Source organism: Candidatus Hodarchaeum mangrovi (assembly GCF_975850365.1).
Genome location: NZ_CDLCQJ010000082.1, coordinates 1 through 13,063, shown reverse-complemented (window position 1 = coordinate 13,063; position 13,063 = coordinate 1). Strand labels below are relative to the sequence as shown.

At 32.7% G+C, this 13,063-nt stretch carries 15 protein-coding genes; 7 read left to right on the top strand and 8 right to left on the bottom strand.

The window, feature by feature from the left end; translation table 11 throughout:
* The 4 genes from ACWVCY_RS07875 to ACWVCY_RS07860 form a co-directional block, all read left to right on the top strand.
* A partial coding sequence (locus ACWVCY_RS07875; RefSeq protein WP_455141811.1) for a penicillin acylase family protein occupies positions 1–1,938 on the top strand: 1,938 nt, incomplete at its 5' end.
* A gap of 12 nt (positions 1,939–1,950) precedes the next feature.
* Positions 1,951–2,400 (top strand): hypothetical protein, encoded by a 450-nt coding sequence (locus ACWVCY_RS07870; RefSeq protein ID WP_455141809.1) that lies wholly within the window; start codon positions 1,951–1,953, stop codon positions 2,398–2,400.
* Positions 2,401–2,554: 154 nt separating this feature from the next.
* Positions 2,555–3,010: a hypothetical protein gene (locus tag ACWVCY_RS07865; RefSeq protein WP_455141807.1), complete on the top strand. Its 456-nt coding sequence runs from the start codon at positions 2,555–2,557 to the stop codon at positions 3,008–3,010.
* A 21-nt stretch (positions 3,011–3,031) separates the two neighbouring features.
* Entirely contained in the window at positions 3,032–3,784 is a 753-nt protein-coding gene (locus ACWVCY_RS07860) for a nucleoside phosphorylase (protein WP_455141805.1), read from the top strand.
* A 77-nt stretch (positions 3,785–3,861) separates the two neighbouring features.
* Here the strand turns inward: ACWVCY_RS07860 and ACWVCY_RS07855 are convergent, their stop codons facing one another.
* From ACWVCY_RS07855 to ACWVCY_RS07845, 3 genes are read right to left on the bottom strand one after another with little or no spacing between them, the layout of a single operon-like run.
* The gene (locus ACWVCY_RS07855; protein ID WP_455141803.1) at positions 3,862–4,209 is read right to left on the bottom strand and encodes a Zn-ribbon domain-containing OB-fold protein; all 348 of its coding nucleotides are present in this window, start codon (positions 4,207–4,209) and stop codon (positions 3,862–3,864) included.
* 9 nt (positions 4,210–4,218) lie between these two features.
* Positions 4,219–5,403, bottom strand: a complete 1,185-nt coding sequence (locus tag ACWVCY_RS07850; RefSeq protein ID WP_455141801.1) for a thiolase C-terminal domain-containing protein — start codon at positions 5,401–5,403, stop codon at positions 4,219–4,221.
* On the bottom strand, positions 5,404–6,120 hold the full coding sequence (locus ACWVCY_RS07845) for a hypothetical protein (protein WP_455141799.1): 717 nt from the start codon (positions 6,118–6,120) through the stop codon (positions 5,404–5,406).
* 251 nt (positions 6,121–6,371) lie between these two features.
* On the opposite strand from ACWVCY_RS07845, the gene ACWVCY_RS07840 reads away from it, so the two are divergent.
* A complete protein-coding gene (locus ACWVCY_RS07840) occupies positions 6,372–7,616 on the top strand; it encodes an amidohydrolase family protein (protein WP_455141798.1) in 1,245 nt (414 codons plus the stop codon).
* On the opposite strand, the gene ACWVCY_RS07835 is transcribed toward ACWVCY_RS07840, so the two are convergent.
* Positions 7,604–8,110 (bottom strand): hypothetical protein, encoded by a 507-nt coding sequence (locus ACWVCY_RS07835; RefSeq protein ID WP_455141796.1) that lies wholly within the window; start codon positions 8,108–8,110, stop codon positions 7,604–7,606. The genes ACWVCY_RS07840 and ACWVCY_RS07835 overlap by 13 nt on opposite strands.
* Before the next feature lie 99 nt (positions 8,111–8,209).
* On the opposite strand from ACWVCY_RS07835, the gene ACWVCY_RS07830 reads away from it, so the two are divergent.
* Complete coding sequence (locus ACWVCY_RS07830; protein WP_455141795.1) at positions 8,210–8,662, top strand: GNAT family N-acetyltransferase; 453 nt, start codon at positions 8,210–8,212, stop codon at positions 8,660–8,662.
* Here ACWVCY_RS07830 and ACWVCY_RS07825 read toward each other — a convergent pair.
* Positions 8,652–9,212: a hypothetical protein gene (locus ACWVCY_RS07825; protein WP_455141793.1), complete on the bottom strand. Its 561-nt coding sequence runs from the start codon at positions 9,210–9,212 to the stop codon at positions 8,652–8,654. The genes ACWVCY_RS07830 and ACWVCY_RS07825 overlap by 11 nt on opposite strands.
* 183 nt (positions 9,213–9,395) lie before the next feature.
* Between ACWVCY_RS07825 and ACWVCY_RS07820 the strand changes: the two genes are divergently transcribed.
* A complete protein-coding gene (locus ACWVCY_RS07820) occupies positions 9,396–9,926 on the top strand; it encodes a Rab family GTPase (protein ID WP_455141791.1) in 531 nt (176 codons plus the stop codon).
* Positions 9,927–9,935: 9 nt separating this feature from the next.
* On the opposite strand, the gene ACWVCY_RS07815 is transcribed toward ACWVCY_RS07820, so the two are convergent.
* The 3 genes from ACWVCY_RS07815 to ACWVCY_RS07805 form a co-directional block, all read right to left on the bottom strand.
* Positions 9,936–10,544 (bottom strand): hypothetical protein, encoded by a 609-nt coding sequence (locus ACWVCY_RS07815; protein WP_455141789.1) that lies wholly within the window; start codon positions 10,542–10,544, stop codon positions 9,936–9,938.
* 71 nt (positions 10,545–10,615) lie between these two features.
* Positions 10,616–11,251, bottom strand: a complete 636-nt coding sequence (locus ACWVCY_RS07810; protein WP_455141788.1) for a hypothetical protein — start codon at positions 11,249–11,251, stop codon at positions 10,616–10,618.
* Positions 11,252–11,334: 83 nt separating this feature from the next.
* Complete coding sequence (locus ACWVCY_RS07805) at positions 11,335–13,038, bottom strand: Eco57I restriction-modification methylase domain-containing protein (protein ID WP_455141813.1); 1,704 nt, start codon at positions 13,036–13,038, stop codon at positions 11,335–11,337.
* Positions 13,039–13,063 lie beyond the last annotated feature (25 nt).

The window sequence follows — 13,063 nt, the reverse complement described above, 5'->3', positions numbered from 1 at the left end:
TTAATGCTTACATATTCAACAACGGATATCCAAGCTACTATCTTGAGAGATGAGTTATTTGGGGGGAATGAAACCTTAATGAATGAAATCTATCCTATAAATAATAGTTATTATCAAATTTCAGTTGTTCCATCATATGGCAACTATTCTAATCCAATAACTGCTCCAAGTTTTAAAAAACCAGATTTTAAAACCGAATTTAACAATAGATCGAAATCTTTAAGAAAAATTCTGGAAAATCAGCCAGAATCTGTCAAATATTTCCAAAATAGTTGGATTGGATCTAATAATTGGGTAGTAAATGGAAGTAAAACTGTTACGGGGAAACCTATACTTGCAAATGATATGCATTTATCTATCACTTTGCCTCATATCTGGTATGAGGCTCACTTGGTTTCGCAAGAAGAAAATATGAATGTCTATGGTTACACACTCACTGGAACTCCTGTGATTATTGTAGGGTATAATACTCATGTAGCTTGGGGATTCACAAATGTGATTAATGACGCAGTAGATTGGTATGAATATAAATGGAACGGAGAAAAATATTGGAGTGGACTAGAAAATCAATGGAAGTCTCTTACTGAGAGAAAAATCTCAATTCCAGTCAAGGGTGGAAAGAACTTTAATACAAGTATCTTTTATACCGAAGATGGAGTTGTTATGTCTGATGTCCATAAAAAATCAATGATTGCCATGAAATGGACTGCCACCCAAGAACCTACTTATGAAATTCTCGCGCTCATGGGTGCTAATCTGGCTCATAACTGGTCAGAATTTAATGAATCCATACAATATTTTAAAGATCCTACTCAGAACATTGTATTTGCTGATAGCGATGGAAATATTGCACTAAGACCTACAGGACGATTCATTAAACGATCATTCTTTGGGGAAGGTTTGTTTATAATAAATGGTTCGGATCCAGCAATAAATAAGGATTGGGAATATATTCCGTTTAATGAACTGCCTTTAGCATTTAATCCTTCTCAAATGTATTTAGCTTCAGCAAATCAAAAATCTACTGGACCAGACTATCCATATTATATCAGTTCTGCACAAGCACCAGGTTATCGTGGGAGAGCAATTAATTATATACTTGCAAATGCCCCTTTAAATTCAATTGATGTTGATTTTATGAAGGATGCACAATGTGGAAAAGCAGGAATCTTTGATACTGCTGCAGAAGCATTCACTCCATATATTATATCAGCAGTTCAAGGACAATCTCTTTCAACAATTGATTCTGAAGCATTATCACTTTTAAATAACTGGCACACTAGTGAAAACAAATACCTTATGGATAAATCTATTGTAGGACCAACAATTTATTATCAAACTCAATCAAGACTTAAAGAATATGTTTGGAATGATGAATTTCAAGCTGCTGGAGGACTCGCTGGCATTACTAGACCTCAGGATAATATATTAGAATATCTCGTTAAAACTTCTCCAAATTCACCATGGTTTGATGATGTTTCAACAGTTGAAGTAGAAGATCGAGATGATTGCCTGTTAAAAGCGTATAAAAAAGCTATTTTAGATCTTCAGGCAGAATTTGGAGATGATCCCACTCAATGGGTATGGGGTAAGTATCATCGAATGTTTTTCAATCATTTAGGTGGAATTGATCCATTTGGTGCTGATAGTGAGGGATACCCTCATGATGGAAGTGGTTATACCCTTCTTGCTGCTGAAGGTCGGAGAGTTAAAGGTGGGCCAAGTGAACGCATGATTATTGATTTTTCAAATCTGACAAATTGTTGGAGCGTAATACCTGGTGGAGTAAGCGGAAATCCAGCTAGCTCACATTATATGGATCAAGCATTAGACCTTTGGTTAAAAGGGGAATATCATTCGATGCTTATTCATTTCTCAACACCAGAACTTTTTACAAAAGAGTATTTAGAAGCGACACTTATTTTAAAACCAGCATAGGAGAGAAATTATATGAATTCAAATATCAAAAACGAAACCACTCAAAAATCAGCTCAAAATAAGAAACTTATTGGATTTTCTATTAGTTTCATATTAATATTCCTCTCTGATATTCTTTTTGTTAAATATATGCCCTTTTGGATTTTTCCACTTCTTATTGGAATTGGAATAGGTATTTATCTTCAATTTCCCCTTTCAGGAATTTTTGCTTTGCTAGGTGCCATGTTGGCAAGGTTTTTCACAATTATTATCAATATTTTAACCTCTATTGGAACATTAAAAACTGGTGACCTGTTTATGGCTGCTATTGGTGATGTTTTAGGAATTCCACTTCCATTCGGGAGTCTCCTCATTATAATAATGTCTATTATCTTTTGTGGACTCTTCAGCTTATTAGGAGGTTTACTTGGGGGATCAGCAACAAGATTATCACTTTATTATATTCAAAATAAAAAATCTTGAGAACATTAAAGAGGTTTAAGGAAAATTTGGACTTTTTTTCTTCTCTACTATTTTTTTTATTTGATTTTTTAGAATAAGAGAGGTTTTTTATACAAGTCAGCTGTTTTTTTCTTCATGAAATAGGTAAATTTCAGAAAGTACTCAATGATTCCTCATGTCAAACTCTGAATTACTCCCTGGACTTGGGCTTTTTTTTGGTGTTTTACAATTCAATAAACGGCCCCAAATTTTGTGGTCAGGTTCAACATGGCATTCCGATTACCTTGCATGGGATTTACTATTAAAAATTCTTGATGTAAAAGACCGAGAAACTTTAGAAAAAGTAGGATGGAATTTTCTGCCATTAATCTGGGATGAAATTGAAATATTTGCCTTAACGAAGTTATTTCAGGTAACAGGTGTTGGAAGTGCGTACTTAGTCATTTTCCACGAGTCTGCTGAAATTCTGACTCAATTTTTACTAAATGAAGAAAGTCAGTTAACTGAAACATTTAAAACTATTTTCACAACATATTTCCCTTCATCTACTCAGGGCTTATCTAATGAACAACTTAAACAAATACGAATAAAGAGCCAGGAATATTATGAAATTCTTTCTCAATTAAAATAACCTTTTTTGGTGTTAGATAAAATGAGTAAACAATATCACATAAATGTCTCAAAGAATGATATTAAGAATAGTAATTTCTGTTTAATTTGTGGTGATCCTGGACGAGTTCCAAGGATTTCAAAATTTCTTAAAGATTCTGAAGAATTGTCGTTTAATCGTGAATATCGCGTTCATTTAGGCTATATCGATTCTACTCCAGTGCTTATATCAAGTATGGGGATCGGTGCCCCAAGTACAGCAATTGGTATTGAAGAATTTGGTTTTTTAGGGGTAAATACCTTTATTAGAGTAGGTACGTCTGGTATTCTTTCTAATAAGGTTAAACTTGGCGATATAGTGTCAGCTATTGGAGCTATCCGAGATGAAGGTACATCTAAGCAATATGTCGACTATGAATTCCCTGCTGTAGCTAATCCTGATGTTATAGTAGCATTAAGAAAGGCTGTTAAGCGTTTAGGATTTTCCTTAATATTTCATGAAGGAATTGTCCATTCTAAAGACGCTTTTTACACAGAAAATCCTGAAATGATCCCAGATTCAACAATACACCAAAAATGGGAGATGTGGAAAAAAGCAGGAACTTTAATTACTGAAATGGAGTGTTCAGTTCTTTTTACAATCTCACAAATTCGTGGATGGCGTTCTGGTGGAATCATGGCTGCTATTGGAAATACAGATAGTGGAGCTCTTATAATTGACCCTAAGAAAGGGCAAGAGGAGGCTATCAAAACAGCTATAGAAGCAATTAAAGTACTCATAGAAACTGATGTATGAGCAGATGCTATTAAAGTTCTTCAGGAGAAAAAAAAATAACCCCAGAGATTAAAGAAAAAAATTAAGAAAAGGAAAATTTATATCGGTACCCAAACAAACCCTAAATAATCTTTATTGTCGATTTTTCTTATCATTTTCCAAATAGCTCTTAGTTTCATTCCTATATATATTTTGGAAATATCATCCACTTCAATTTGCCCTGTATAACGAACCTCTCCCAAATTAATTATCCCCAAGAACAGAGTATGTTTATCTATGCCAGTTGGAGGTGCTTTTAGCATTGTATATGTGACTAAAGTTCCTTCATCTGGTAAATCAACTTTTTCAAGATGTTGATTTTTACACTTTAAACATCGACCATGTTTCGGATAGTGGATTTTTCCACAATTCTCACATTTATATCCGTAAGGCTTTCTTTCTGTCATTTAAATTCCTCATTTCACCTTTGATAAGATTGTAGCAAGCACATTATTCCCAAATCCTCCAAAATTTACCGCATAGCCATGAATAGGGTCATTAGGGATTTGTCTTTCACCAGCTTCACCACGAAGCTGCCAAACTAGTTCACATAATTGAGCTACTCCAGTTGCACCAACTGGATGCCCTCTTGCCTTTAGTCCTCCTGAAGGATTAATTGGAAATCTACCTGTGATCTCTGTTTCACCATTTCGGACAGCTAAGTGAGCAGTTCCAGTTTTAAAGAAACCTGCAGACTCAGATTCTGCTAATTCTAGTATTTCAAAAGCGTCATGGACTTCTGCAAAATTAATATCCTTTCTCTCTAAACCTGCCATAGCAAATGCTTGATCTGAAGCTATTTTGACTGCTTTAAGAAAAGTTGGGTCTTCTCTCTCATGAACCGTCATTGTGTCCATTCCTTGACCTGTACCAGCAAATTTTATTAATGGTTTTGATGTCAACTGCTTTGCTTTTTCAAGTGAACATAGAATAATTGATGCTGCTCCATCACTGACAGGACACATATCATAAAGACGTAGAGGATCAGCAATAATTGGATTGTTTAATTTTGCTTCACGTGAGGTTAATATTCCCTGGAGAGTAATTTTTTGTTGAATATGTGCATTGGGATTTTTTAATCCATTTAAATGATTTTTAATGGCAATACGGGCAAGATCCTCTGATGTTACACCATATTTTTCAAAATAAAGTCGAGCAAGCATAGCACCTAAACTTGGAAAAGTGATACCATAAACATACTCAGCTTCAGGATGGGACATGGTAGCAACAAAATCAGTTACAACGGGTCCTGGGGCTACACGCATTTTTTCTCCACCAGTAACCATCACTACATCATGAACTCCAGACACAATAGCCATATAAGCAAAACGAGCAGCTGTTGCACCTGATGCTGGTCCATTTTCTATAGTAGCACCAACTGCTGGGAATAAGTTGAGGTAATCAATCAAGGCAGATCCTAATGCTGTCTGATTATTTATTCGACCTGAACCCATATTTGCTACATATAATGCATCTAATATGTCTGTTCCTGCATCCTTAATTGCTCCTAAGGAGGCTTCAGCCATCATTTCAATAAGAGAACCTTCATATTTTCCCCAACGTGCCCCCATTGAGGCTCCAATAATTACAACTTCTCGCATTTATCTTTCCTTCAAATATTCTTCTTTTTTTATTCCAGTAATTTGAAAAATTACGTCTGTGGGGAGTTTTATTGTTTGACAATTCTTTAAGAATTCTTCAGACACAGGTCTTTCTCCAAATAATCTTTCAGGAACTACATAATTTTCCCAGTTTTCTTTTGTTAAAACATAAGTTGGTACTCCACCGAGTTCATGTTCTCTATCAAGCTTATCAGGAATAAGACGTAATTCTTCCATCCAACGTCTAAAACCAATAGGTGATTCGGCAACAATGAGAACTTCTTCATTTCCTAAAATATAATGGAATTCCATTTTAGCAACAAACAAATGAGCTCCTACACGAAGACCCCTTTTAAAAGCATTAGTGTGATAAGAGATCCCAATTTTTGGGTTCTTTGATAAATGACCATTTACTAGACCATAAATTTCTCCCGTCTCTCCATTCTGCCCAATTAAAACATATTCATCTCTAACACGATATTGTTGGTAAGCAAGCAATTCTGAAAGAATACGAGCCCCAACTAAATCGTAATAATCTTTCTGTATTTTTACGATATCATAATAAAGCGGAATGATGTATTTAACCTCGTCACGATTGATTTGTCTTACAATCATTTGGGTGCCATCAACTAGATTAATATACTTTGGAGGGTAAGGAGTATTCTCTGGATTCACCTTATTAGAGGGTGGTCTTAACATTTGTTCATCGATTGACATTTTATCATCTCATTATTTCTATGTAAACGTTTAAAATTGACAATTAATTGCAAATTCGCTGTTTATTCAGTAATTCCAAAATCTCTAAGAATTGATAAATGAGTGTTTTGCCTGCTAAGTAAAAAAAACCATTTTATTTTAGTGATATCTATTTGCTATAATTTTAACAAAAAATTTCAAATAATTCAAAACTAATTGAATCCATACTCTTTATTAGATTAATTTTATTCTATTCTAGGATTTAGATAATTATGTGTCTACTTATTAAAAATGCCTTATTAAGAGATGGTCGAATCGTTAATATTTTAATTGAAGATGGAATTTTTCAAAAGATAACCGAGGAGAAAATATCAACTTCAACAGATGAAATTATTGATGCTGAGAGATCTTTAGTAACAGAAAGCTTCATTAGTCCACATATTCATCTGGATAAAGTTCTAATCGGAGACATTATTGAACCGAATCAATCTGGTACGCTCTGGGAGGCAATTCAAAAGACTTGGAAAGTTAAAAAGGATTATAGTGTAAGATCAATTTCAGAAAGAGCCAGCCAAGTTATTAATGCTCAAATTAAATATGGTGTAACCCATATTAGAACTCATGTTGATATTGACTCAATTGGGAAATTAATACCCTTAAAAGGTCTTTTACAGGTCAAAAATAAATATAGAGAGATTATCGATCTTCAAATAGTTGCTTTTCCGCAAGAAGGGATCGTAAAAGATGAAGGAACTGAGGAATTACTTAGAAAAGCAGTAGAAAATGGAGCAGATCTTATTGGAGGAATGCCTCATAATGAACATACTCCTGAAGAATCAAAAAAGCATATAGACATCATATTTGATATAGCAAACCAATATGATATTGATATAGATAGCCATACAGATGAAACTGATGATCCAAATTCAAGAACTCTACAATATCTTGCGGCCCAGACAATAAAATCAAAATATCAAAATAGGGTTACTGTGGATCATATCTGTGCATTATCTGCTTATAATGATTATTATGCAGCACGAATTATTGACCTAATGAAGCTTGCAGAATTAAATGTAGTGACCAACCCTCCAACGAATATGGTACTACAAGGTCGTCTTGATACAGGTGCTCAAAGAGTTGGTATTACTAGGGTAAAAGAACTTTTAGCTGCAGAAATTAATGTCACTTGCGGTCAAGACTGTATAAATGATCCTTATTACCCCTTTGGCTCAGGAGATATGTTGGCAGTTGCTAATCTGACTGGCCATGCTGCCAAAATGACTTCTCAAAGTGAAATCAATATGCTTTATAATATGATAACCTCAAATGCCTGTAAGATGATGAAGATTAATAATCATCAAATACAAAAAGGATTTCCAGCTAATTTAGTAATTCTTCCTGGAATAAAGAATGTACATGAGGCAATCAGATTGTTACCGCCTAGTCGTACCGTTATTCGGAGAGGAAAAATCCTTTCAAGGTCACGCCTGATTGAAGAAAACCTTTATGAAAAATAAACACTTGGAAAAAGAAGAACAGATAAAAACCAAAGACTTATGAAAAATAGTTCTGGCAATATTCCAATTTGATTATAATTCAAGCTGGGTAACCAGAAGAAAAAAATGGTCCGAATCTTATCTGCAATAGGATGTAGGTAGTATTTTTTCCCCCAATTTGGTTTCTTCCTTCTCTTTGCCTCTCTTCTTAAAAAAAGCCAGTCCCAAATATCAGTGGCATTGGCAAAAAACATACCAAGGAAGAATTGCCAAAAAAAAAGTAAAATGATAAAAAACCCTATACCATATGTAAATAAATGCCAATATAACCAGAATTTATTATTAATCCTTTCAGGAGGATGATATGTAGCCTTTGCAATAGCATCTAAGACAAAATGAGACGAAAAGGCTACAATAATGACAAAAATAGGATTTAAAATGGATGTAATTGAAACAATTCTATTTATTATTACTTGAATTAATATTCCAAAGATTAGATGAATCGGTAATTGCATAATGTATCCTTTCATATTTCGTTGTCATTTTAAACGCCTGAAAAAACTATATATCAAATTTCTTTCTTCTAAGATTAAGCTAAAAGTTGGGATTTTTGATTGCTATTTACTTCTCAAATAATTTATTCCGAAAGTACTCCTGAAACTCAAGAATTTATGCAAAAAGAATGGCGTTCCAGTAATTTTGAACTATTTGGTCGTGAAATTGAAGATATAGAATGGCGAAATCGCTTTATACTACATGTCTATGACTTAAATTCAAATTTAATAGGTATTGCATGTTGTAATGTTATAGGAAATACACTTAGGTTGTCTCAATTACTTGTTAAGGAAATACTTCGTAAAAAAATGGGGATTGGTTCCTTTATACTTCGAGAGCTTGAAGAATTATGTATAAAGAATCATTGGCATAAAATTCGTCTAACTACGAGCGAAAATAATATAAAATTTTATGAAAAAAATGGCTTTAGAATTGAAGCTACTCTGAATAATGATGCTTTTGGCATAACGTGGTTTATTCTTTCAAAATTCATAAATAATTTCATTCATTGAGTATTTTTTTCCCTAAATAGAACACTAAAATTACAATATTAAATAAAATAGTAATAATAATTAAAGCAAACTTCAAAATTGCAAAAAAAGACGCTATGAATGGACTAATAATTGGATAATTACTAGGAGACATCAATATAAGCACCAAATTTGCATTTTCAATGGCATCAAAAAGTGCAGCTAAAAGTGGGAGGAAAACCACATCAAATCCTAATCTTTGTAATCGATTCTGGAGGAATTTACGGGATACAAGAAGAGTAATACAAGATAGAAATACTGAATATCCAATAAGGAATCCAAAATCTATTAAAACGCCATTCAATTCTGTTTGAATAATTTCGGATCCCCATGTGTTAAGAATAATATTCATTTGTTCAGTTGACCATGCAAACTCCAGACTAAGGATATTAAACTTAGTTATATTTATTTTAGTGACTTCTCGCATAAAAAACCAAGTAATAATTGAAAAAAGACCTGATAGACTAAGTAAAAACAGAGTTAATCGTTCAGAAGGATAATTTTCTAATTGTTGGTTGATTTTATTCATCATGGAATTTCACCATTAATATTATTCAGAAAGAATAGAGAGTTATTAAATGTAAGAATCAATAAAGACGAGTTTAAAAGAATTCCTTCAATATTAACCAAAATTACTATTAAAGAAGAAAATTTACATATCATTAATGATTCAGAGCTTAAATAAGAGAAAGTCGTTCTATAGGTGTGGGATGTAATGCAGAAATACTTATTCAAAATTGTATTGATAGGGGACGGTGCAGTGGGAAAAACTTCTATACGTAGACGTTATATGGGGGAAGGTTTCCGAACAGATTTTTTAGCAACCATGGGGGCTGATTTTGCCTATCTAAAAACGAAAATTGATGATTTTAACGTAGAATGGCAGATTTGGGATCTCGCAGGACAACCTGCATTTCGCAATGTTATGCGATCATATTTCAAAGGGGCAATGGGAGCTCTAGCTGTTTATGATGTCACCCAACCTAACTCATTAGACAATATTGAATCTTGGGTTTCTGAAGCGCGAGCAAGATCTCAATCTTCATATATAATCCCTGTAGTCATATGTGGTAATAAAATAGATCTCCGTGATGAAGTCCCGAATAGTTTAAGAACAATCCAAGGTTTTACTAAAGCACGTGGTCTAGATGCAGAATTTATTGAGACATCTGCGAAGACTGGGGAGGCTATTGAAGAAGCATTTTTTATTCTTGCTCGTAAAATCATAACAGCAGTAGAAAAATAAAAAAAGGGATTATAATCCCAATAATTTCCAAATTCCTCCAATATCATTTAAAAGGATTATTAAAACTCCTTGGATCGCCAATAATCCACAAAATATTATAACAAGGGGAGCCCAACCAATTATTTGGAGTATACGGTCAACAGTAAATTCGGTGAAGAGAGTTACTAAAAATACTAAACCTACAATTATCACAATAACCAGAATAACTATCCAGAGCGGTATTTCAATGATTCCCATAACAGGAATTGTTCCAGTCGTGAAATCAGCGATCAATAGAAATAATCCAGCAAGTGCACCAAAAGCTATAATAGCAATTACTGCTGCTAATGGAGTTTCACGTAAAGGCTCAGCTAACATTGAGGTTCCAGCTAAGAAGATTAAGAGGAGAGTTAACCAATGAAATTGATATTCAGGAGGAGTTTTGTCTAAAACCCATTCATAGATTGCTAGAAGATTCAATAGTCCTATAACTATCGATGTTGCTAAAGCAAGATATTTTAAAATATCCGATTCAACTTCCCTGCTCTTCATCAGCTTGTTTATACCATAGGCTAGACCTATGATCCCTGCAAGGGTTATTATAATTGGTAGTCCTGTTTCTAATATAGATTCAAACATAAAGTTTCACCTCATAAATCTAAAGGGTATAGAGTCTCAATGAAATTAAGTATTTTAAAAAGATTTTTCTATTAATAACCTTCACATATAATTTTATCTACAACTCTAAAGATAAATTCGTTAAACTCATCTTGATCGATATTTATTTGTACACCAAAAACTGATGCAAGGTCTTGTACCTTGATAAGATTTTGTAATATTGAAAAATCGCTATTAGCTACTTCTCCTAGCCTTTTAATACCCTCTTCAAACTTCAGAACTATATTAGACTCATTTAATGAGGTTTCCTGATCTTGATATTGGTTTAAATACACTTTTTTTATAGCTTCAAGTGTTTCCTGATAATTTACTAGATCGAATATTTCCAAAATACTTGCAATCATTGTTATGAAGATTAAGTCTTCAGTTTCTAAATGTTCAAGTATAAAGCCATTAGTCTTTGTATGAAAACGTGATCGGACCATCTTAGGATTTAAACCGAGTTTTTGCGCAATTAAATCAGAAATTTCTAGATATGAAGAAGATTCAGTTCCTTTCAAGTGTTTAGAATGAAAAAATAAAAAATCAACCAGTTTATTAATTACAAGATCGGAGTTCATTACTTTGGTCTTAATCCGATGAGTTCGATCAACAATATAGTTGGGTGATTGATAGAATTGTTGTTCAACCAGTTGCTTTATAACAACATCTTTTTTGATAGGAAACAAGGATACAATTCAGCCCATTAGGATTAATAGTCTTCTAATTAAAATTGAATTCATTTTTCTGAATTTTTATGATGAAATTGAATTTATAGTCTCTGGAGTCGATGATTTAAATTTCTTTGAATTAATGGATATAAAATTATTTGCAATTCAGCTTTTGTCAAATTGAAAAATGGGAGAAAAAATTCATCAATTGATATACGCAGCTTGGAAAATTCTTTCATTGAAAATCGTTGTGGAATTTTTTTCATTTCATCAAATAAATTCATTAGATCTGATTTATTTTTATAAGCATCGATTGGAATTCTTAAATTTTTTAACCAATAAACATTTGTGTCTAAAACACCATATCCCATGTTAGTATTACCATACAGTTCCATCAATGCCCAAACTAAACTTGAATTCAAAAAAATAAATATTATAGGAAGAAATTCCTCCTTCACTATTATACTATAAAATCGTTGATCATGATAACATTTGGCATGGTTTATAATGCAACCTGGTCTATCATGATAACTTTTACACCATAATAAACTAGGCTTTTCAAGGGAGGGAATCGAGTACCAAGGATTTCTTTTCTTAAGACTCTTTAAATTGTGAAAACCAGTAATTATTGAACCACTCTTCTTACCTTGTTTAATAGTTAATAAAGAATTTTCTCCAAACTTTATTAATTTCTCTACTTTCATATCTCTAATATCAGAAGGGGGTAAATTGCAATTTAATAACCAATAGGAAAGATTCTTTTTTGTTGAGACAACAAATCCTTTTATATCTGTTGGTGATTTTATCAAAGGAGAAAGAAATTCTATTTCAATTTCACCATCAAATCCAGCTTCATTTTTGACACGATAAACTCCCCTTCCACTAATTTTTTCAACTAATTTAAAATGAAAAAAATCATTAGCCCCAGTTTTAATACCAAATTTTATTGTAGCAATTGAAGAGAGAGGAACTCCATAAGAATTTAATTTTCGGACTATTTCCCTTTCCTGAACGTTCATTCTTAAAAAACTTCCAGCCCATTTATTATTTTTCCCTAATTCCTTATAATCAATCATTTCTTTACGATAAAACTCATCCTCATAATCATGTTCAATTATCTGCCCTTTATAAAAGGAATCAAAAGGGATTTCATCAAAGGGAACCTTAGCTAGGGTAAAAACTCCTTTTTTTGAAAGAGAAGAGCGAAATTTCTTTTCTATGAATAAAATAACTGAATTTATTCCTAAATTCTTCCATAAGCGTTGTTTTGCATATTGAATTATCTCAAATTGTAAGATCATATTTTGGGGTTTGATTAGGTAATTTTGAAGACTTTTACCATATCTGACTTCTAACCATGCATTACTGGTCAAAAAACCAAGAACACCTTTATTTTTCAAAATACTAGCGCAATAAATACAAAAATAAATGTATAAATCACTTTTTTTGTCAATTAGAAGAAGCCAAGGGTGTTGTTTATCATTTAATTTATCTTGAAGACTTTGAATAATAGAATTCACATTTAAATCTTCATGTCGTATCCATGGGGGATTACCAAGAATTATATCAAATTCATCGGTTAAATCCGCAGAGAAGAGATCACAGTTTTTAGTAATTATCTGGTAATTAGTTGAATATAGGAAATTAAATAGGTATACACGTATTCGGGTTATTAATAATGCTTTTGATTCGAGGTCAATTCCCCATAGTTTGAGTTTTTTAATATCAAGATATCGTAATAAAACCTTCAAATTTCTAATTATACTTAGAATAAAGACACCTGTTCCACATGCTGGATCTAATATTCAAAATTTTCAATTTGATTTAGAT

Excerpts from the sequence above, each read along its gene's own strand:
- ACWVCY_RS07825 (WP_455141793.1), bottom strand. The coding sequence starts at position 9,212 with ATGATGAATAAAATCAACCAACAATTAGAAAATTATCCTTCTGAACGA.
- ACWVCY_RS07820 (WP_455141791.1), top strand. The coding sequence starts at position 9,396 with ATGCAGAAATACTTATTCAAAATTGTATTGATAGGGGACGGTGCAGTG.
- ACWVCY_RS07865 (WP_455141807.1), top strand. The coding sequence starts at position 2,555 with ATGTCAAACTCTGAATTACTCCCTGGACTTGGGCTTTTTTTTGGTGTT.
- ACWVCY_RS07840 (WP_455141798.1), top strand. The coding sequence starts at position 6,372 with ATGTGTCTACTTATTAAAAATGCCTTATTAAGAGATGGTCGAATCGTT.
- ACWVCY_RS07815 (WP_455141789.1), bottom strand. The coding sequence starts at position 10,544 with ATGTTTGAATCTATATTAGAAACAGGACTACCAATTATAATAACCCTT.
- ACWVCY_RS07845 (WP_455141799.1), bottom strand. The coding sequence starts at position 6,120 with ATGTCAATCGATGAACAAATGTTAAGACCACCCTCTAATAAGGTGAAT.
- ACWVCY_RS07870 (WP_455141809.1), top strand. The coding sequence starts at position 1,951 with ATGAATTCAAATATCAAAAACGAAACCACTCAAAAATCAGCTCAAAAT.
- ACWVCY_RS07855 (WP_455141803.1), bottom strand. The coding sequence starts at position 4,209 with ATGACAGAAAGAAAGCCTTACGGATATAAATGTGAGAATTGTGGAAAA.
- ACWVCY_RS07850 (WP_455141801.1), bottom strand. The coding sequence starts at position 5,403 with ATGCGAGAAGTTGTAATTATTGGAGCCTCAATGGGGGCACGTTGGGGA.
- ACWVCY_RS07860 (WP_455141805.1), top strand. The coding sequence starts at position 3,032 with ATGAGTAAACAATATCACATAAATGTCTCAAAGAATGATATTAAGAAT.
- ACWVCY_RS07835 (WP_455141796.1), bottom strand. The coding sequence starts at position 8,110 with ATGCAATTACCGATTCATCTAATCTTTGGAATATTAATTCAAGTAATA.